Source organism: Candidatus Abyssobacteria bacterium SURF_5 (assembly GCA_003598085.1).
GTDB lineage: Bacteria > Abyssobacteria > SURF-5 > SURF-5 > SURF-5 > SURF-5.
On sequence record QZKU01000046.1, the window covers coordinates 1 to 20,916 of the forward strand.

The following is a 20,916-nucleotide window of genomic DNA, read 5'->3' on the forward strand; positions in this document are numbered from 1 at the left end:
CCGGCGGCAGCACGGCGCCCAGCGCGATCTCGTTCACGCGCACGCGCGGGGCGAGCGCCGGGCCGAGGACCATCCGGAGGCGCTGCTCCGGACGCTCAAGCTGGAGCAGCTCCACCTGCGCGCCGGCAAGGGCCGGCCCCGATGGCATGATATCGAGCTGAGGCAGGATCTCGCGGAGAACAACCTGGTCGAAGGACGCCCCTGAGATCAGAAACTCATACACCGTCGGCCGCTGCGCCTTGCGATCGATTCCGAATCCGCTGGTCGCGTTCGCCTGCGGATCGAGATCGATGAGGAGAGTCTTCTTCTCGGCCGTTGCAAGACATGCCGCCAGATTCACCGACGTAGTCGTTTTTCCCACGCCGCCCTTTTGATTGGCGACGGCGATCAGCCTCATGCTCACCCTCCCGGTTGAGAAAAATCTTATTTCCCGATTGTAGAGCCGGCCCATCCAAAAGTCAAGCACAATCGGTATTGTTCCACGTGAAACACCACTTCAGGCGAGGGGGCGCCTTCGGATCGCATTCATTGAGCGCGGGTAAATTGCCGGGGTCGGGCAGGTCTTCTTTATCCTGAGGAGCAGCCGCCTGCGGGGCGAGCAGGATAGATCATAAGACATTGTATCTTCTAAACTTGCGCCTGTTTCGCCGGCCGCTTTTGAGACCGATTCGATCTCGTCCGCCCCGAGCGCGCCCGCTTGGAGGACCAGCATGCCGCCCACCCGGATGAACGGAGTCCCCAGCTCGATCGCCGCGGCCGGGCTCGCGACGGCGCGGCAGAACGCGAGGTCGAACCGCTCTCTGAAGGCGCCCTCATGGGCGCACCGCTCCGCGCGCCCGGCGAGGATATCGACGTTGTCGAGGGACAGGGCACGGCGGAGCGTTTTAAGAAAACTAGTCTTTTTTGTTATTGCCTCAATACAGGCAAGCGGCCGCTCCGGATGGAGCAGCTTGACCGCCATTCCCGGGAAACCGGCGCCCGCGCCGATGTCGATCATCCGCGGGACCCGGAGAAATTCGCCCGCGAACGACGAGGCGACAAACGAGTCGGCAAACAGCTCGCAGGCGGCCCTCCCGGGTTCGGTGCTGCCGACGAGGCGAAGGCGCGCGTTCCAGCGGGCGAGCAGCCGGTAATAGGCGGCGCAGGAGTCAAGAACCGGCTCAGGCAGTGGCAGGCGGAGGCGGGCCGCCTCCCGCGCGAGCGAGTCGCGAAAGAGGTCGATGTCGTCTGTGGCCATCGCTCTTCCTTCCTCAATTCTTGCCAAAAAGGTCAGAATTTCTCGTCTGGCTTTTGGAACAAGAAAGCAAGCAATCGCATTTGAAAACAGTATCTAACCGCAGAGGCGCGGAGGTCGCAAAGATTTTTTTTGACGAATGCCTCGAACGAAGGGATTCAGGATATCTCTTTTGCATTGCAAAATCTTGAATTTCTGTCGCTGCTGTCCAAGATAAACTGAGAACGACGTCTCAGAGGAGGTTAAAGCCCTACGATTTTTCAGGGTTCCCCCTGTCCGCCTGAAAATGAGGTTTCTTCGATGTACAGATTCAAGAAGAAACGTCACCGTCGTCCAAGATAGCTTTCCCGTTTCGGAAAAAACTGTCAATGGATGCTGACAATTTCATTGAACCGCAAAGGCGGTAGAGGCCGCAAAGACGGGATAAAAGGAGAATTTAAGAGGTCCAGTTATGCACTGTCTTTCTCTGCGCTCTTCGCGTCTCCGCGGTGAAGAAAGCTTTTATAAAGACAGCCTCAAATTAGTCACTCCAATCCGCCTTTTAAGATATGGGTTTTTGTGAATCAAAAGGCCATATTGGAATTATCTTGGACAGCAGTGAAGAAAAGTTTCAAATCCCGCGCCGCGCGGGACCAACAGAGACAACGGAGGGAAAAGATATTCTTTGTGCTCCGTTTCCTCCGTTACCTCCTGTTGAGGAATCCTTTTCTTCTCCTTTTTGTGTATCTTTCATTGAACCCGCGTGACGCTCGATCGGTAATATTCGTTTCATGCGTTGAATGACGTCATTCGTGTTCCAGGAATTTGGTCGCGGTTACGCCGTGCGCCCGGCAGGTTTCAGGCCATCCACATGGTCGCTTCGTAATCAGGCCCCGGCACCGAGAGCTCGAGATAGCCGGTGCGCGGCCAGCGCTCGACCTCGAGGTATCCCCTGCGCACTGAGACGTGAAACCTGGCGAGGTCTCCCTCCGCAAGCCCGAGCGAAGCGAGCCCGATCGACAGCTCGACGGTTTTCTCCGCGGCGAGCCGAACGGCCGCCTCGGCGGGGTTCCACTGCTCGCCGTCGGCGCTCTGCCAGACGGCGTGCTCGACGCGGCCGGAATCGGGAAAGCGGACCTCGATGCGGGTGCGGCAGCGGGCTTCGAGGTGAAGCTCGAGCGCGATCCCCCGGAGCTCCTCATCGCGCGGGGGCGAGGTCGTATCGATCCGGAAGAAGAGGCTTTCGAGGCTGCATCCCCAGCAGATGCGCGAGACGAGCGGCTGCGAGATGTTCATCGCGCCGCCGGAGCGCAGGATATCGAAGCTGCCGGCCGCGATCCATTCGTAGTAATGGGTGATCAGCCCGTCGATCGAGGGATTGAGCAGCCCGCTCGGCTGCTCGGTCGGCCGGGCGGCGCCCCGGTTGATGATCGGCTCGCCGAGCGCCGTCGGCGGCTGGACGTCCAACAGCCGGTAGGCTTCCTGCAGGTGCGCGCGGAAGAGGCGGTCGAATTCGCTGTCGTAGGCGGAGGTGAAGTCGTCGCCGTACCACCAGAACCAGTCGCTGCCCTCGGCCGCGTACAGGTGCTCCCAGGCGGCGCTCAGGGTTTGCGGCGCGAGATCGGGCCGGCGCGTCTGCTCGCGGAGGATGACGTCGCGCGTGCGTGCGAGCAGGTCCCAGGCGAGGTTGTCCTCTTTCCGTCCGATCCAGATATTGAAGCTTCGCCCGATCCATGAGCCGCTGAAGACGCGCCCGATCCTCATGCGCGGCGGGAAGCGCTCGAGGTAATCGCCGATGGTGACGGCGTCGATCGCGCTCGATTGCGAGATGAGCGAATACAGCTCGCGCAGAAAGACGCTGCCGCCGTCGGCGTAGTATTCCCACGGGTTCTCACCATCGAGGATGATGCTGACCAGGTGCTCGCCGGAGGACGGGCGCAGGTGGGCGTGGATGTTCTGCAGGTGGTTGCCAAGATCGCGCCCGCTCGCGGCGGGCGGATTCTTTGCGTACGTGAACCCGATGAGGTCCGAGAGGCCGCGGTCGCGGAACACGATGCTGAGACCCTTCTCGCCGAGCTGGAGCCGGTAGGGCGCGTAGATGATCTCGGCGCTCCGCTGGCGCCCGAGCGTGGCGAGCAGGATGTCCTCGTCGGTCGCGATCCATTCGATTCCGGCGCCGGCGATGATCTCGGCGGCCTCGACGCTCACCGAGCCCTCCGACGGCCACATGCCGCGCGGGCGCCGGCCGAAGATGCGCTCTGCGGTCTCGACCGCGCGCTGGACGTGCCAGCGCGCGTCCTCCGGATGCCGGAACCGCTCCTTCGGCAGCCTGACGTCGGGCATCGCCTCGCGCGCCGACTCGTGGTCGCACAGGAGCGGCAGGATCGGGTGATAATACGGGCTGACCGATATCTCGATCCGGCCCTCCTCCTGCGCCTTTCGATACCGCGGCAGGAGCGAGCGGATCAGCTCGATCTGGCGGTCGAGCACGAAGTGTTTTTCCGTTTCGCTGAAGCCGCGGCGCCGGGCGATCAGCCCCCGCAGATCGGCGTCCTTTTCGCGGGCCGCGTAACCGAACCATGTCAGGTTGTACCAGACCTGAAGGTCCCGAATTTCGTCGTCGGCAAAAAGGGCCTGCCGCTCCTTCAGCTCCTCGGGCGCCGCGCGCAGCCCGCGCTTCTCGAGCAGCTCGCGGTAGCGCGGGTGGGGAAAGACCATGGTCTCCCAGTTGGCCGAGAAGAAATGCTCGAGGATGAACGCGCGCTCGGCGGGCTCGAGCTCGCCGGCCGGCTTGCGGGAGAGCTCAAGGAACGCGTCAGTGGCCGTTCCGGCGGCGTAATCCTCGAGCTGCACCAGGAGCGAGGGCGAGAAATTGAACGTCTGGCGCACGCGCGGGAAGTCGTCGAGCACCGACAGCATGTCGTTGTATCCCTTGATCGCGTGCAGGCGCACCCAGGGAAGCGCATACGAGCCGCCGGCGGGTTCCTTGTAGAGCGGCTGGTGCATATGCCACAGGAACGCGACGTGAATCCTGTCCATCTCTTCCTGTTCCCTTAAGATAACTTTTTTGAATGACAGTTCAGATGCATGCCTGCCGGAGGGGCTCCGGCCTCGACGCCTCGTATTCTATTCCGGCCCGCGGGCATTGTCAATGAACGCCGCCGTTTTCGTACCGTTTTCGTTGACATGAGCCGAAAATTAGTGCTAAAATAACTCGGTGGCCGGTTGGCAATTCGCAGCGCTGGGTGCCAAGCCGGCTTTCAGTGTGATGGGTTCTTGCCGTTTGATTTTTTTGGGGGATACGTACCACAATGATAGGTTTCACGAAACTGCTCTGCGGCGTTGCCACGATCGGCGAGGCCCTTAATTACAGCCGCCGCGGCGACGCCGGCGTTCCCGCCCACATGCTGCAGTTCACGACGGCCGAGCGGCCGCTGGTGGCGTGGAACACGACGCGCCGCTGCAACCTGCGGTGCCTTCACTGCTATCTCGATTCGGAGGATAAGGAATACGCGGGCGAATTGACGACCGATCAGGCGAAGGCGATGATCGACGACCTCGCCGAGATCGGGTCGCCCGTCCTGCTGTTTTCCGGCGGCGAGCCGCTCCTGCGCAAGGACATCTTCGAGCTCGGCGAGTACGCGATCGCGAAGGGCATTCGCGCCGTGATCTCCTCAAACGGGACGCTGATCGACGAGCGCGCGGCCGCGCGCATCGCCGAGGTCGGCTTCTCGTACGTCGGCATCAGCATCGACGGCGCTCCGGAGACACACGACCGGTTCCGCCGCAAGAAGGGGGCTTTCGAGGGGGCGATGCGCGGGATCGAGAACTGCACGCGCGCCGGAGTGAAGGCGGGCGTCCGGCTCACGATCAATCAGCATAATTACGGCGACCTCGAGGCGGTTCTCGACATCGTCGAGCGGCACAAGATCCCGCGCTTCTGCATGTATCACCTCGTCTATTCCGGGCGCGGGCGCGAGCTGGCGAAGCAGGACCTTTCGCCCGAGCAGACGCGCCGCGTGGCCGAGAAGCTGATCGAGAAGACGTACGACTGGCATCGGCGCGGCGTCGAGACCGAGATCCTCACCACCGACAACCACGCCGACGGCGTGATGCTCGAAAAACATATCCGCGACCTCAATCCGGACCGGGCGCTCGAGATAACCGAGCTGCAGAAGCGGCATGGCGGCTGCTCCGCCGGGCGCAAGTTCGCGAACGTCGACTGGAGAGGCGACGTGCACGCCTGCCAGTTCTGGAACCACGTCACGCTCGGCAACGTGAAGGAGCGCCGCTTCTCGGAGATATGGACCGACCCGAACAACGAGTTCCTGCAGAAACTCAAACACCTGCACGAGCACATCCGCGGCAAGCGGTGCGGCTCGTGCAAATACAAGACCATTTGCGGCGGCTGCCGCATCCGGGCCGAGGCCACCTGCGGAGACATGTGGGGGGACGACCCGGCCTGCTACCTGTCCGACCGCGAGATCATGGAATAAAAAGGACCCGCCTCTCGCGAACGCGCGCGCGGTCTGGCAAGAGATCTTATCAAAGGATAATGGGCGCCGGGGCTTCTGCCTCTGTGGGGGAAAAAGAAATGAGATACCCGATCTACCGCCCGCGCAGGTTGAGGGCGAACGAGAACCTCAGGCGCATGATCCGGGAGACCCGCCTCTCGACGGACGACCTGATCATGCCGCTGTTCGTGCGGCCGGGCAGGGGCGTTCGCAACAAGATATCGTCGATGCCGGGCATATTTCAGCTCTCGGTGGATGAAGCGGTGAAGGAGGCGCGCAAGGCGGCCGATCTCGGCGTTCCCGCGATCATCCTCTTCGGGATTCCCGAAGCGAAAGATGCGCGCGGGACGCACGGGTACAAGAAGGATAACATCGTCGCGAAGGCGATCAGGGCGATCCGGGACAAGGTGGAGGATCTTGTCATCGTCACCGATGTCTGCCTGTGCGAGTACACCGACCACGGCCACTGCGGGGTGGTCAGGAAAGAGCGCGGCGGCGGATTTTCGGTCGATAACGACGCCACGCTCGAGCTGCTTGCGAAGATGGCGCTCTCGCACGTCCAGGCCGGCGCGCACATGGTGGCGCCGAGCGACATGATGGACGGCCGCATCGGCGCGGTCAGGGCTTCGCTCGACGATAGCGGCTTCGAGCATATCCCCATCATGGCCTATGCGGCCAAATACGCCTCGGCCTTCTACGGGCCGTTCCGCGACGCGGCCGAGTCGCCGCCGCAGTTCGGCGACCGGCGCTCGTATCAGATGGACCCGCCGAATTCGGATGAGGCGCTGAGAGAGGTCGCGCTCGATATCGAGGAGGGCGCCGACATCGTGATGGTGAAGCCGGCGCTGCCGTACCTCGACATCATCTATCGCGTGAAACAGGAATTTGGGTATCCGGTCGCGGCTTACAACGTGAGCGGCGAATACGCCATGATCAAGGCGGCCGCGGCGAAAGGCTGGGTCGACGAACAGAAGATCGTTCTGGAGATGCTCACCGGCATCAAGCGGGCGGGCGCCGACATCATTCTCACCTATTACGCGCTGGAAGCGGCGCGGTGGCTGTAAGAATTTTGGATCCCGGATCGGAGTCCGGGACATGTTTTGGATTTGGATTCGCGTCGGAATCCGGCCCAGGTTCTGGATTCCGGGATAAGCACACCACCAAGACACAACGAGGCGTGACTTTTCGGTTTTCTTGGTGCCTTGGTGCCTCTGTGGTTAATTTCAAAACTTTGTATTTTATTCTTTATGACCGTTGAACAAAAAAAACGACACGCTCACGGCGGGCATCCGGGCGGGAAATCGGAGCTGCGGCTGGTCGCGTGGGAGATCACGCGCTCGTGCAATCTCGCCTGCATCCACTGCCGCGCGTCGGCCGAGCGGGGCCCGTATCCGAACGAGCTCTCGACCGGGGAATGCAAGAAGGTTCTCGACGAGATCCACTCGTTCAGCGACCCGATCATCATCTTCACCGGCGGCGAGCCGCTGCTGCGCACGGACATCTTCGAGATCCTTCGCTACGGGCAGTCTCTCGGGATGAAGATGACGATGGCGGTCAACGGTGTTCTGCTGGATGAGCCGACTGCGCGCCGGCTGGTCGAGCACGGCATCCAGCGCATCAGCGTCAGCATCGACGGCTCGACCGCGGAGACGCACGACGCGTTCCGGAAGGTGCCGGGCGCGTTTGCGGGCGCGATGCGGGGGATCGAGGCGGCGAAGAAGGCCGGACTTCCGTTCCAGCTCAACACCACGATCACCAGGATCAACCTGCACGAGATCGGCGACATCCTGAAGCTGGCGGTCGATCTGGGGGCGGTCGCCCACCACATTTTTCTCCTGGTCCCGACGGGCCGCGGGAAAGATCTCGAGGAACAGGAAATCCCTCCCGAGGAATACGAGCGGACGCTGAACTGGTTCTATGAGCAGCGCGAGAAGACTCCGCTCCAGCTCAAGGCGACGTGCGCCCCGCATTTTTACCGCATTCTGCGCCAGCGGGCGGCGGCCGAGGGCAAAGAGGTGAGCTTCGAGACCTACGGGATGGACGCCGTGACGCGCGGCTGTCTCGGCGGCGTCGCTTTCTGTTTCATCTCGCACGTCGGCACGCTCTCGCCGTGCGGATACCTCGAGCTCGACTGCGGCAACGTGCGCGCGGAGGGCTTTCGCGCGGCGTGGGAGAACTCGAAGGTCTTCAACGAGCTGCGCGACTTCAGCCGCTACGAGGGCAAGTGCGGGAAGTGCCGCTACCTGAAAGTGTGCGGCGGCTGCAGGGCGCGCGCGTACGCGCGGACCGGCAATTACCTTGCGGAAGAGCCCTACTGCGTGTATCCGGGCTCCGGGTGAGAAAGACTCGCTCGCGCGGCCTCTTGTCTCTCTAACCAAATATGGACGGCATGACTGCATTCAAGAGAATCGAGCAGGAAGTCCTGAAGGTCATCCAGCAGGAATTCCCCATCTCGCCTCATCCCTACCGGGAGCTTGCCCGGCGGATCGGTTCGTCCGAGGACGACGTGTTTCATGCAGTCGAACACCTCCGCAAAACGGGGATCATCCGGCGCCTCGGCGGCAGCTTCGACTCGCGAAAGGTCGGCTACAAGAGCACCCTCGTCGCGCTCAGCGTCCCGAAGGAGCGCCTTTCCGAGGTCGTTTCGATCGTCAACGGCTACACCGGCGTGACCCACAATTATGAGCGCGAGGGCGCCTACAACGTCTGGTTCACGCTGATCGAGCAGTCCGAGAAGAAGATAGAGGAGACGCTCGGCGAGATCGGGCGGCGGACCGGCCTCAAGCCGCTCAACCTTCCCGCATCACACCTGTTCAAGATCAAGGTGGACTTCGATCTGGAGAACGACGGCGAATGAAACTCGACCCCCTCGATCATAAAATCATCAATGCGCTTTCCGGCGACCTTCCGCACACCAGGGAGCCGTACCGGCAGATAGCCGAGGAACTGGGTGTCACCGAAGAAGAGCTGCTCGCGCGGGTCCGGGGATATCTTGAGAAGGGCCTGCTGAGGCGGATGGGCGCGATGATCGCGCACCGTGCGGCCGGGGTCGACGCCAACGGCATGATCGTGTGGGACGTGCCGGAGGATCGGATCGAGGAAGTCGGCCGAATGCTGGCGTCGGCGCCGGAGATCACGCACTGCTACGCGCGCCCCCGCTTTGCGGAGTGGCCCTACAACCTGTACACGATGGTTCACGGGCGCACGCGCGCCTTCTGCGAGAAGACCGCGAAACGTCTCGCGGCCGAGGTCGGCATCGACCGGTTCAAGCTCGTGTTCAGCACGCGCGAGTTCAAGAAAACCAGTCCGCGGTATTTTTAGCCGATTCAGCGATCGCCGGCCGCTCTCCAATACCGCGACACAGCCTCAAATATTTATCCCGGGGAGATGGGTACATGCTTCAGGAATTGAGCTAACGTCGGGGGGAATGCATGGCTGCAAGAAAGATGACGAAGTCGAAGCAGTTGTGGAAGCAGGCGCAGCGGCTGATGCCGGGCGGCGTGAACAGCCCGGTGCGCGCGTTCAAAGGGGTCGGCGGCTCGCCGATATTTGTTGAAAGAGGCAAGGGAAGCCGCATCTGGGACGTCGACGGCAACGAGTATATCGACTACGTGTGCTCGTGGGGGCCGTTGATCCTCGGGCACGCCCATAAAGAGGTCGTTGCCCGATTGCGAAAGACGGCGGCCGAGGGAACCAGTTTCGGCATCCCGACCGAAAAGGAATCGCGGCTGGCGAAGATGATCATGCGCGCGTTTCCGTCGATCGAGCGCGTGCGCCTGGTAAACTCCGGCACCGAGGCGGTCATGAGCGCGATCCGGCTGGCGCGCGCGTGGACGGATCGGCCGCTGATCGTGAAGTTCGAGGGGTGCTACCACGGGCACGCCGACGGCCTGCTGGTGAAGGCGGGCTCGGGCGCGATGACGCTCGGGGTGCCGACGAGTCCGGGCGTGCCGCCGCAGTATGCGGGCTGCACCATCACGCTTCCGTATAATGATCTCGAAGCCGCCGCGGCCGCCTTCCGCGAGCACGGCAGCGAGATCGCCTGCCTGATCGTCGAGCCGATTGCGGGGAACATGGGGGTCGTGCCGCCGGAGGAGGGCTACCTCGAAGGCCTGCGCGAGCTGACGGCAAAGCACGGCGTCCTGCTGATCTTCGACGAGATCATCACCGGTTTTCGCGTCGCGTACGGCGGCGCCCAGAAGCTTTTCAAGGTGAAGCCCGACCTCACGACGCTCGGCAAGATCATCGGCGGCGGCCTACCCGTGGGCGCATACGGCGGCAGGGCGGACATCATGGAGATGATGGCGCCGGCCGGTCCGGTCTACCAGGCGGGAACGCTTTCGGGCAACCCGCTGGCGGTCGAGGCCGGCATCGCAACGCTCGAGGTGCTCTCGCGGCCGGGCGCATACAAGAAGCTGGACCTGTTGGCGGAGCGGCTGGGCGAGGGCCTGATCGAGGCCGCTCGAATGGCCGGCATCCCATCGTATCATACCAGGATCGGTTCGATGCTGTGCATGTTCTTTTCCGAGCAGCCGGTGCGCAACCTCGCGGATGCGCTGAGGTGCGACACGCGCAGATACGCGAAGTATTTTCACGAGATGCTCGAGCGCGGCGTGTACCTGGCGCCGTCCCAGTTCGAGGCCGCATTCGTTTCGCTCGCGCATACGGAGAAGGACGTCGAGAGAACGGTTCGGGCCGCCGAGCAGTCTCTCCTGGAAATCGAATAGAGGCCACCGGATAAAACGCTTTATTTTTTTGGCGCTTTCGGCTATACTTTCCCTTTGACATCCGAACGCGATCAGGCTTCCTTTGAGGAGGAAAGCCGAGGGGAGGGGCCGGCGAGCGCATAAAGAGGATTGGATGCCGTCGGTTCCCGCAGGAGAAGTCAGGCTGATCGTTCACGTCGGCCTGATGCTGATTCTCGGACTTTTCTTTGGAGGGCTGGTCGCGCGGGTGCGCGTCCCGCGCGTCACCGGCTACCTGGCGGCGGGCTTTCTGCTCGGCCCGTCGGTGAGCCGGATGGTCCAGTGGGACGAGCTGCGCAACTTCGATCTCATCGCGCAGCTGGCGCTGGGGCTGATCATGTTCAGCATCGGCGGCGAGTTCCGGGCCGACCACATCAGGCGCTTCGGCCGCAAGCTCTTTCTGGTGACGGCGGTACAGATGGTGCTGACGTGGGCATTGGTCGGCGGTCTGCTGTGGCTGGTCAGCCGCAATTTCATTCTGGCTGTCGTGGTCGGCTTCATAGCGATGGAAACCGCCCCCGCCACCACCCTTGTGGTAATCAAGGAATACGAGTCGGAAGGCTCGTTCACCTCGAACCTGATGGCGCTGGTGGGAATCAACAATTTCCTTTGTCTCATTTTATTTCCGTTCCTGCTCGTCCTCGTGATGCAGAACGAGCGGGGGCTGGCTTTTTCCGCGATGGAAGCTGGGCGCTCGATGCTGCTGGGGCTGGCCGGCGGGTTCGCGCTGAGCTTTTTGGAAGAGCGCGTATACACGCCCAAGCAGCAATTGCTGCTTGCGATTGCGGCGATAACCCTGGTCGTTGGGATGGCATACGCCTGGGGCGGGTCCGGTCCGCTGGCGACCCTGGTGCTTGGCGCTGCCAAGAGGAACACCTCGGCGCACGGCGCTTCGATGTTCCAGTTGATCGATGCGAGCGCCTATCCGTTTTATGTGATATTTTTTGTGATAGCAGGCGCGAATCTTCATCTTGAAACGCTGGTGCACGTAGGGCTGCTGGGGGCGGCCTACATTGGCGGCAGGACGCTGGCGAAGATAGCGGGTTCGGCGCTCGGGGCCTCGGCGGCCGGTCTCTCGGAGGAATGGCGGCGGTACCTCGGCCTCGCGATGCTCTCGCACGCGGGGGTGGCCATCGGACTGGCGATGGCCGTGGGCCAGTCCGGTCTGCAGGGCGCGCAGGCCATGCAGGCGATCGTGCTTGGCTCGATCGTTGTGTTTGAGGTCTTCGGGCCGCTATCGGTTCGGTTTTCGCTTGTCCGGTGCGGAGAGGTGAAGCTGGTGTCGCTCTTGCCGCACCTGCCGGGCAGATCGGTGTCCGACATTTTAGAGATGATGGCAAGCCGGGTCCGCGCATCGATTGGGTTGCCGCCTTCGGCTTTCCGCGGCCGCGGTATGGCTGGGCCTGCGGCAAAGCACGTTATGAGAAGAAACGTCGAGAGCGTGCTGGAGAACGCCGGTTTGGACGAATTGATGAAGATATTCTCCCACGCCCGGTATGACCTGCTTCCGGTGGTGACGAAAGAGGGGAGATATATCGGGAATATCTCGTTTGCGCGCATCCGCGACGTGATATTCGATGAGGCCGTGGCCGATCTGCTGATCGCACGGGACATGCTTGATGACGCTGTCGTGTACGTGACGCCGGGTGAGAGCGTGGACTCGATCCTTCAAAAGTTCAGCGAGATGAGCGAGGAGGTCGGCACCTTGCCCGTGATATCCGAAGGCGAAAGCCCGCGGGTCGTGGGCATGGTTCGGCAGCGAGACGCAGTTGACGCCTATTGGCGCGCTCAGCGGGCAAAGGCGGGCTGAGCGCACGAATGAAAGCAGAAAAGGGTGGTGATATCCCAATGAGGCTCTCAGAGTTCCTCCGGCCCGAGCTCATCAAGGTGAGGCTGGAGGCGAAGGATAAGTGGGACTGCATCGCACAGCTGATCGATCTGGCGGTCGCGGCGAAAGAGCTGAAGCCGGAGACCCGGGACAAGGTCCTCGAGATCGTCTACGACCGGGAACGCTCGATGAGCACCGGCATGGAGCGGGGCATCGCCATCCCGCACGCGAGCACCCACCTGGTCGATTCCATCGTCGGGGCTATCGGGATATCCAGAAGCGGGATACCGTTCGACTCGCTTGACGGCCAGCCCGCTCAACTCGTGGTTCTTTTGGTGATCCCCAAGGATAAATTTCAGCAGCACGTGCGAACGCTTGCCGGGATCGCCCGCCTCTTCAAACACGATTTCATGACCACCGCTCTTCGAGATGCAAAATCGCCCGAAGAGGCGATGGATATCATCAGGAACGAGGAACGCAAGGACCTGTTTACGACCTGACATGCCGGCATATTCGAGCAGCGGCCGATGCAACCGGCCGCGATCCGGAATCCCCGCCCGACCCACAAGAAGCAAGCCTCGCGATCTTTCATGTTGCAGAATAGAAACAAACTTGCTATGAACACCGCCGTCCAAACGCTGTTGCAGCGCGATTCGCTTTTTCTCGTGATCGAGCTTCGCGCGCTCTGGGTATCGATCGCTTTGCAGATGCTTGCGGCGATGGCGTATCTGCGCTGGCTGATCTCGCCGCGCGACAAGACCGGCAGGAGCGCCAGGCGCCTGCTCTTCACGGCGACGCTGATCCTTTCCCTGATCATCCTGTGCAGGACGGTGCAGGCGGGGCGGCCGCCGTACCAGACGCTGTATGAGAGCCTGTTGTGGTTCTCGTGGAGCGCCCTGCTCGCGTACCTCGTCGTCGAGCGCAGCTTCGAGAGCATTCATGCCGCCGGGTTCCCGGTGGCCGTTATCGCCGCCGCCGCGTGCCTGTACGCCGTCCTCGGGCGCGATCCCGCGCTGGAGCCGCTGCCGCCCGCCCTGCAGAGCCAGTGGTTTCTGTGGCATGTGATCATCGCGTTCATCTCATATGCCGTCTTTGTGGTCGCCTTTGCGGTCGAGCTGGCGCACGTGTCGCTCGTGGGCCTGCTGCCGTACCGGATCCTCAAGCGGTATCGGATGGAAAGCGAGGCCGCGGCGCGTTTTCACCGGTCGGCGCACCGGCTGGTGCTGTTCGGCTTCCCGCTGCTGACGTTCGGGATCGTGACGGGCGCGGCATGGGCGGAGCAGGCGTGGGGGCGCTATTGGTCGTGGGACCCGAAGGAAACGTGGTCGCTGATCACCTGGACGGTGTACGCCCTCTATCTGCATGCGATGACGATGGGCCGGTGGAGGGGCGGCCGCGCCTCGGCCTTGAATATCCTGGGCTTCGTATGCATGGTGATGACGTTTTTGGGCGTCAACTGGATCAGCCGGCTGCTCGGCATCCCGAGTCTGCACGCGTACTGAACCGGCATTGGAGGTAGATGCGCGAAGCGGCGACAAAACAAAGGAATTCTTCCGGCGGCGGATTCTACCGCACTCTGGTCTCGGTCAAAACGACGCTGGTCTTCCTCGGGGTTTTCGCCGCGCTCTTTTTCCTTGGGACTATTTTCCCGCAGGACCCCGACCCGGCCGCAATCGAGCGGTATCGCGAGTCCGGCGGCAAGCTGGCGGGCCTGGTCGCCGCGCTGGACCTCCTCGACATATTTCATTCGTCGTATTTCTTGCTGCTCGCGTCCGCGTTCGCCGTTCACCTGCTCCTGTGCGGCATCCACAGGCTGAGCATCATCCGAAAACGCCCGAAGTACGGCCTCTTCAGCCGCGACGAGTTGCTGCAGCGCGAGCATTCGTTCTCGATCTCCTCCACCGATGGAGAGGCCGGGCCCGACATCGAGCGCATGCTCGGCGCGTTCGGATTTCGGCGGATGAAATATTATTCCGAGAACGCGAATGTGAAGCGGGTCGTGGCCGAGAAGGGATTACCTTTCCGCTGGCTCTCCTGGACGTACCATCTTCTCATACTGATCACGATGGCGGGCTTCATCGTATCCTTCCTTTTTGCTTTCGAGGACTACGTCGAGGTGTCCGCGGGACAGAGGAAAACGATTTCGCTCGATGCCCGCACGAACTGGAGAAAGTTGGCCGATGTCCTCGGCCTGAGAAGCGAGGGCCGGTCGCGCCGGCTCGACATCGAGTTGGAGGATTTCTCGACAGCGTACGTCGAGAAGCCGCATCTCGAGTACCCGAAAAAGCCGGGCGCCCGCTTTGCCTCGCTCTGGGGAAAATCGCCCGCGCGCCCGCATTACGTCCTGCCTGCGAACTCGGTGACGCCGTCCGACTGGTACAGCACGCTGACCGTATATCTCGATGGGGGGCCGGTCAAGCAAAAGACGATCGAAGTGAACGATCCGCTTCGGTTCGGCGGCATGACGTTCTATCAGATCGGATACGAACACGCCTTCGATCTTCAGGCAGGCGAAGAAATATTGGCCGATCTGACGGCGGAGGAGCCATTTTCCATTCCGCAGATGGAAGGCGAGTTTTTGCTCGAGACGCCGCGCGATGGCCCTCTGCAGACGTACGCCGGAGAGAAGAAGGAGCTGCGCCCGGCCGCGAGGCTGAAATACCGGCCGCCGTCGTCGACGCAAAAGCGGGCGTGGTCAGTTGTCGCCGAGCTGTATCCCGATGAGCCGGCAAAGGCAATGCGCACCCGTTTCGTCCTGTCGAACATGCGGGAAAGCAGCATCCTCAGTTACCGGTACGATCCCGGGGTGCCCATTCTCTGGACGGCCGCCGGGCTGCTGATGCTGCTGATGGGGTTGCGCATCTACATGCCGTGGTATCAGGTGCATTGTCATGTGGACCGGATGAATGGGCGAACTCTGATCACCGTGAGCATCCGGATGGTCGGCCTGTTTGCGCGGCCGGAGCGCCTGAAACTGCGAATGAGCGACGCCCTCCGGAAGTAGCATGCGCGCCGCGCCACGTTCATACTGAAACAGCATCTGCGGCATACCCATATCTCCCGAGCGAGCTTGAAAAGCATGCGGCGAATCATATATCATAGCGTCTCGCGACGCACCCGATGAATGCCTGCAGTCCGGAGTCCGAATCCCTGTGCGATCATTTACATGAGAAAGGAGCGAGCGCGGTGAATCCAGATATCTTTCGTGAATATGACATACGAGGCGTGGCCGATCGAGACCTTGCAGACGAGGTCGTCGGGTGTATCGGGAAGGCCTTCGGCACGTATGCCCACAGTTTCGGCAAGAAGAATGTGGTTATCGGCCGCGACTGCCGCCTGAGCTCGCCGCGCCTGCACAAGGCGCTGCTTTCAGCAATGCTTTCCACCGGCCTGAACGTGGTCGATGTCGGCATCTGTCCGACGCCCGTTTTCTATTTCTCGCTTCACCACCTCGACAAAGAGGGCGGCATGCAGGTCACCGGCAGCCATAATCCTCCCGACCAGAACGGATTCAAGGTATGCATCGGCAAGAGCACGATCTTCGGCGAGGAAATCCAGAAGATCAGAAAGGCGTGCGAGATCGGCCATTTCGTTTCCGGCAAGGGAAAAGTGGAGACATACGACATCGTTCCCGCTTACCAGAAACACGTCCGCGAGAACATCAAGCTCGACCGCCCGCTCCGGGTCATCATCGATGCCGGCAACGGGACGGCGGGTCCCGTGGCTCCGAAGCTGATCCGCGACCTGGGTTGCGAGGTCGAGGAGATGTACACCGAGATGGACGGACGGTTCCCGAATCATCATCCCGACCCGACCGTGCCGAAGTATATCGCCGAGATCCGCGAGCGGGTGAAGAAGGAAGGATTCGACTGCGGCATCGCATACGACGGCGACGCCGACCGCCTCGGCATTATAGATGATAAGGGCGACATCCTCTGGGGCGACCAGCTCTTGATCCTGTTCGGGCGCGAAATCCTCTCGCGCAAGCCGGGCGCCACGATCATATCCGAGGTGAAAAGCTCGAAGACGCTGTTCGACGATATCGCCAAGCACGGCGGCAACCCGATCATGTGGAAGACCGGCCATTCCCTCATTAAAGAGAAGATGAGGGAGACCAAGGCGGCGGTCGCGGGCGAGATGAGCGGCCACGTCTTTTTCTCCGATCGCTATTTCGGGTTTGACGATGCCATTTATGCCTCGTGCCGGCTGCTCGAAATCCTCTCGAAATCGCGAAAGCCGCTGAGCGCGATGCTGGCGGACGTCCCGAAGATGTATTCGACTCCCGAGATCCGGTCGGAATGTCCGGACGACAAGAAATTTCAGGTGGTCAAAGAACTGACCGACCGCTTTAAAAAGAAGAAGTACGACGTGGTTGATATCGACGGCGCGCGCGTGACGTTTGAGGACGGCTGGGGCCTGGTGCGCGCATCGAATACTCAGCCGGTGCTCGTCCTGCGATTCGAGGCAACAAGCGAGAAACGGCGCGACGAGATCAGGGCGCTGATCGAGGGCGAGCTGAAGAAAGTTCTGGGCTGACCCGAGAGAAAACAAAGAGGAGAAGGCAATGTTCAAAACGCGCATAACCGAGATGCTTGGAATCGAATATCCGATCCTGTCGGGCGGCATGCAGTGGCTGAGCCGCGCCGAGCTGGCGACCGCGGTCTCGGAGGCCGGCGGGCTGGGCTTCATCACGGCCGCGTCGTTCGCCGATCCCGAGGAGCTGCGTGACGAGCTGAAAAAAGCGAAGGCGATGACGAAAAAACCGTTCGGCGTCAACGTGTCGATGCTGCCGGTTCTGCTCGAGGGCGACACCACCCGCCGGTATATCGAGGTTATCTGCGAAGAGAAGGTGCCCGTGGTCGAGACTTCCGGCCGCAATCCCGAGGCGTTTGTTCCCGCTCTCAAGGAGGCTGGAATAAAGCTGATCCACAAGGTGCCGGCGGTACGATTTGCGCGCAAGGCCGAATCGATCGGCGCGGATGCGGTCACCATCGTCGGGTTCGAATGCGGCGGGCATCCGGGAATGGACGACGTCACCTCGTTCGTTCTGATCCCGCGCGCATCCGAGAGCCTGAATATCCCGATCATAGCCGGCGGCGGAATCGCCGACGCCCGCGGGTTTCTGGCCGCTCTCGCGCTCGGGGCCGAGGGCGTTGTCATGGGCACGCGCTTCGTCGCCACGAAAGAATGTCCCGCCCATCAGAATTTCAAGGACTGGATGGTGCAGGCGCAGGAGACGGACACGATGATGATCGAGCGCTCGATCCGAAACGCCGTTCGCGTCATGAAGAACGATGTCGCGCAGAAAGTGCTCGAGATGGAGAACAAGGGCGCGACGCTCGACGAGTTGATCGTTTACATCAGCGGCAAACTCGGCAAGGGCGCGTGGCTGAGCGGCGACCTCGACAGCGCCACCATCGCGGCCGGCCAATGTGTCGGCCTGGTTCACGACGTGATCTCGGTCAAGGAGTTGATCGACGGCATCGTCAGAGACGCCCGCTTGATCATGAATCGCCTGAACGGCATCGTGCAGTAAAGACCAGAACGATGGCCGAGCAACTGCAGAACATGTTTCTCTGGCTCGCGTACGGCGACCTGAACGTGGAACTGGCGCAGTTGCGCGATGAGGGCAAGCAGGTCACTCCGGCGCTCGAAGCCGAATTCGCCACCCTTCTCAAACTCGACCACGAGGAGCTGTTTTCGCCCGCGACTCAGAGAAAAGCGGGAACCCTCCTGGATGAGACGGCCGCGCTGCCGGTAAGCGATGATTTCCCGTACGATGAGCCGTCGGACCTGGAATCCCTCCGCGACCGGCGGCCGGACGGCCCACGCGCCTATCGGCGGCCTCTTTCGGATCGATCGGTTTCAGAGCGCATCCATGGCGGGTGGCTGGGACGATGTATCGGCTGTTTTCTCGGCAAGGCTGCCGAAGGAGTGCGCACCGATCGCTTCTGGCCGTTTCTAAAGGATACCGGACAATGGCCGCTGAGCGGGTATATCCGGTACGGCGTCGACGGCAAGCTCGCGAGGAAATATCCGGACATCACGGCGCTCCGGTGGAGCGACCAGCTCGAGTACATGCCGGTCGATGACGATACCAACTACACGACCGCAAGCCTTCTCATGCTGAGGAAATACGGCCCCGCTTTCAGCCCCGCCGACGTCGCTCAATTCTGGCTGGAGAACATTCCGACGCTCGCCGCGTTCACGGCGGAGCGCGTCGCGTATCGCAACTTCATGCTGCACGTTCAACCGCCGCACAGCGCGAGTTATCGGAACCCGTACCGCGAATGGATCGGGGCGCAGATACGCGCCGATGCGTACGGCTACGTCAATATCGGGAGTCCGGAGCGCGCCGCTGAATTCGCCTGGCGCGACGCCTGCATCAGCCATGTGAAGAACGGGATTTACGGGGCGATGTTTATGGCCGCCCTCATTGCCGGCGCGCCCTACTGCGAAAACATTCCGGAGCTGATCGAAGCCGGCCTCGCCGAGATTCCGGCGCGCTGCCGCCTGGCGGCGCATTTAGGGGAGGCTCTCGAATGGTATCGGCAGGGGATCACGTATGACGAGGCTGTGGCGCGGATTCACGCGACATGGGACGAATACGATTTTCATCACTGGTGCCACACGATCCCGAATGCGGTCATCTGCATCACCGCCCTGTTGTGGGGCGGGAATGATTTCGGCTCGTCGATCTGCAAAGCAGTTCAGCCCGGATTCGATACCGATTGCAACGGAGCGACGGTGGGCTCGATCATGGGGATGCGGCTGGGGATTGCGGGAATCGCGCCCGCGTGGAGCGCCCGCTTGAACGACACGCTCCACACGAGCCTGGCGGGATTCAACGTCGTGAAGATCAGCCGGATCGCGGATGAAACGCTGGGATTGATGGAACAGAAGAGCGATTCCTGATTTTGCCTCATCGCATCTCAGTCAATTCTCCGAAGAATCTCTCTTTTCAACCGCCGATGGACGCCGAGGATATACCTTCAACTGTCATTCCTGCGGAAGCAGAATCCTTGCCTGGCTTCTTTTCTTCGGCAGCACAGGCGTCTCGCCTGTGAATCCGGAATACACGGTCGCAGCCGCGTCATTCTAACGTTTCTTTCTTGTCACCCTGAGCCTTGCTTCTTAGTCACGCTTCAGCGTGATCGAAGAATTTCTCTTCGTCTCCCTCTCCCGTTGGGGAGAGGATTAAGGTGAGGGAAAAATCTCTCCCCCGGATTGCGACCGGAACTTACGTTGCCTATTTGACTGTTTCGAGATATTATCTTCGGAACGGCAGAATTTGGTATGGCGGTTATTGGACTGGTTCTACACCGAGGTCTTTGCAGATCTTCTTCGCCAGGATGTCCGCTATCTCGGAGTGTCTCGGGATAGCGGAGCGTTTATTCAAAGCGGGATTGTGCCACCATGAATGTCTGCCGCCTTCCCTCAATAGCTCGCATCCTTGGGCTCGAAGATGCCGGAGCAGTTTGCTTCTCTTCATACGGCGATTTTTTCTTCTGTGTATCCGCTTCCCGCCGCTTTCAACGCATCCTGACGATTGAATTCAAGGGCTTCCTTGAGCGTGACCTCGAGGGTCTCTTTCAATTCCTCATAGGTTCGTTCCTGGCAATTGACGCCGGGAATTTCTTCGATCCAACCTACCCACCAGTCGCCTTCCTGTTTTAGAACAGCCGTATATTCGCTTTTCATCGTGTATGTCTCCAATCCTCGTTTACCGCCGCCCAAGCCAGTCCATCAATGCATGATCCAGCCTTCATTTAACACTATATAGCAGCTTACGGAAGGAATGCAAACATGAAATAAAGGAGGAGAAGAAGGGGCCAGTTCAAGGTACGCATTTGTCAGACTTCCTCCTTCGTTGCCTGACTACTCCCAGTCGCCGCTGCCTTTATTTCCCTGCCTTCAAGCAACAGGAAGGATACTTCGATTGCTTCGCCTTCTTTCTTCCTTGCCACGTCGCCATTCATTCTCTCGCTGAACCGCGGATATTCCGGAAATTTCCCGGTCTTGAATTTTCTCCGCGTGTTCTGCCCTTCCTGTGGACTTGCCTTGCTGTGGACTGTAAGCTGTGGTCTGTGGACTGCCTTCCTTCCAAAGGTCAGGCAAATCTTTCAGCGTCACGTGATGTTGTCTACACGCGACCCCCTCATCTCTCGCCGTAACGTCACCGTTTTCCGTTAGGATTGTAGAATTGATCCCTTCTTGATTCCGAATGCCGCAAAGGCGTCTTTCAGAAAATCCCTGAAGGCTTTTCCAGTAAAATCGAAATCTTCCTTCATTCGGAAACGTACTCGGTCTGAAGAGGGATTTCGATTCTTTACGAATACAGAACTTGGCAATCCGAGTTTATCTCCGAGAGAACCTTCCACGTCGTAAGCCTCAACCCCAAGTCGCTCCGCGAGAACTTCTGTCTTAAATGATCCAGCTTTGACAATAAAATCCAGTACAAGAAATCTTGGCTTTGTGTTTATGCAAAGCCAGTTGTAACCATTAACCGGATATGCTACGTAGTATTTCTGATTCCAGCGAGGGCCTTCGATTTCAAACTCCTCTTTCAGAATCTGATCTAATGTCAGCAGGATGTCCTTGGTTCTCTGGCTGCAT

Annotated in this window: 19 protein-coding genes; 13 read left to right on the top strand and 6 right to left on the bottom strand. The window is 60.8% G+C overall.

Annotation, left to right across the window (positions count from 1 at the left end; translation table 11 throughout):
- The 3 genes from C4520_06325 to C4520_06335 all read right to left on the bottom strand — a co-directional run.
- Positions 1-451 (bottom strand): hypothetical protein (locus C4520_06325; GenBank protein RJP23370.1); only part of this gene is annotated, 451 nt, incomplete at its 3' end.
- Positions 452-496: 45 nt separating this feature from the next.
- Positions 497-1,237, bottom strand: coding sequence for a 16S rRNA (guanine(527)-N(7))-methyltransferase RsmG (gene rsmG / locus C4520_06330; GenBank protein ID RJP23371.1), 741 nt, complete (start codon positions 1,235-1,237; stop codon positions 497-499).
- Between the two features lie 834 nt (positions 1,238-2,071).
- Entirely contained in the window at positions 2,072-4,252 is a 2,181-nt protein-coding gene (locus tag C4520_06335; protein RJP23372.1) for a hypothetical protein, read from the bottom strand.
- A 272-nt stretch (positions 4,253-4,524) separates the two neighbouring features.
- Between C4520_06335 and C4520_06340 the strand changes: the two genes are divergently transcribed.
- From C4520_06340 to C4520_06400, 13 genes are all read left to right on the top strand, one after another.
- A complete protein-coding gene (locus tag C4520_06340) occupies positions 4,525-5,709 on the top strand; it encodes a radical SAM protein (protein RJP23373.1) in 1,185 nt (394 codons plus the stop codon).
- 98 nt (positions 5,710-5,807) lie between these two features.
- Entirely contained in the window at positions 5,808-6,791 is a 984-nt protein-coding gene (hemB, locus tag C4520_06345) for a porphobilinogen synthase (GenBank protein ID RJP23385.1), read from the top strand.
- A gap of 183 nt (positions 6,792-6,974) precedes the next feature.
- A complete protein-coding gene (ahbD, locus tag C4520_06350) occupies positions 6,975-8,066 on the top strand; it encodes a heme b synthase (GenBank protein ID RJP23386.1) in 1,092 nt (363 codons plus the stop codon).
- Between the two features lie 50 nt (positions 8,067-8,116).
- Positions 8,117-8,584: an Lrp/AsnC family transcriptional regulator gene (locus tag C4520_06355; protein ID RJP23387.1), complete on the top strand. Its 468-nt coding sequence runs from the start codon at positions 8,117-8,119 to the stop codon at positions 8,582-8,584.
- Positions 8,581-9,048 (top strand): Lrp/AsnC family transcriptional regulator, encoded by a 468-nt coding sequence (locus C4520_06360; GenBank protein ID RJP23374.1) that lies wholly within the window; start codon positions 8,581-8,583, stop codon positions 9,046-9,048. The genes C4520_06355 and C4520_06360 overlap by 4 nt, the downstream gene beginning before the upstream one ends.
- A gap of 125 nt (positions 9,049-9,173) precedes the next feature.
- Complete coding sequence (gene hemL, locus C4520_06365; GenBank protein RJP23388.1) at positions 9,174-10,454, top strand: glutamate-1-semialdehyde-2,1-aminomutase; 1,281 nt, start codon at positions 9,174-9,176, stop codon at positions 10,452-10,454.
- 133 nt (positions 10,455-10,587) lie between these two features.
- Positions 10,588-12,282, top strand: a complete 1,695-nt coding sequence (locus C4520_06370; GenBank protein ID RJP23375.1) for a CBS domain-containing protein — start codon at positions 10,588-10,590, stop codon at positions 12,280-12,282.
- A gap of 8 nt (positions 12,283-12,290) precedes the next feature.
- Positions 12,291-12,800 (top strand): PTS sugar transporter subunit IIA, encoded by a 510-nt coding sequence (locus C4520_06375; GenBank protein ID RJP23376.1) that lies wholly within the window; start codon positions 12,291-12,293, stop codon positions 12,798-12,800.
- A 27-nt stretch (positions 12,801-12,827) separates the two neighbouring features.
- The gene (gene ccsB / locus C4520_06380) at positions 12,828-13,802 is read left to right on the top strand and encodes a c-type cytochrome biogenesis protein CcsB (protein ID RJP23377.1); all 975 of its coding nucleotides are present in this window, start codon (positions 12,828-12,830) and stop codon (positions 13,800-13,802) included.
- Positions 13,803-13,819: 17 nt separating this feature from the next.
- The gene (locus C4520_06385; protein RJP23378.1) at positions 13,820-15,304 is read left to right on the top strand and encodes a hypothetical protein; all 1,485 of its coding nucleotides are present in this window, start codon (positions 13,820-13,822) and stop codon (positions 15,302-15,304) included.
- Between the two features lie 116 nt (positions 15,305-15,420).
- Positions 15,421-16,836, top strand: coding sequence for a phosphomannomutase/phosphoglucomutase (locus tag C4520_06390; GenBank protein RJP23379.1), 1,416 nt, complete (start codon positions 15,421-15,423; stop codon positions 16,834-16,836).
- A 28-nt stretch (positions 16,837-16,864) separates the two neighbouring features.
- Complete coding sequence (locus C4520_06395; protein ID RJP23380.1) at positions 16,865-17,836, top strand: nitronate monooxygenase; 972 nt, start codon at positions 16,865-16,867, stop codon at positions 17,834-17,836.
- Complete coding sequence (locus tag C4520_06400; protein RJP23381.1) at positions 17,731-19,215, top strand: ADP-ribosylglycohydrolase family protein; 1,485 nt, start codon at positions 17,731-17,733, stop codon at positions 19,213-19,215. Before C4520_06395 ends, C4520_06400 begins: the two co-directional genes overlap by 106 nt.
- Positions 19,216-19,603: 388 nt before the next feature.
- On the opposite strand, the gene C4520_06405 is transcribed toward C4520_06400, so the two are convergent.
- The 3 genes from C4520_06405 to C4520_06415 all read right to left on the bottom strand — a co-directional run.
- Positions 19,604-19,792: a type II toxin-antitoxin system HicA family toxin gene (locus tag C4520_06405; protein ID RJP23382.1), complete on the bottom strand. Its 189-nt coding sequence runs from the start codon at positions 19,790-19,792 to the stop codon at positions 19,604-19,606.
- Positions 19,789-20,001 carry a type II toxin-antitoxin system HicB family antitoxin gene (locus tag C4520_06410; GenBank protein ID RJP23383.1) on the bottom strand — a complete coding sequence of 71 codons (213 nt, stop codon included), beginning with the start codon at positions 19,999-20,001 and terminating at the stop codon, positions 19,789-19,791. Before C4520_06410 ends, C4520_06405 begins: the two co-directional genes overlap by 4 nt.
- Before the next feature lie 488 nt (positions 20,002-20,489).
- Positions 20,490-20,916: hypothetical protein (locus C4520_06415; GenBank protein RJP23384.1), on the bottom strand; the 427-nt coding region annotated here is incomplete at its 5' end.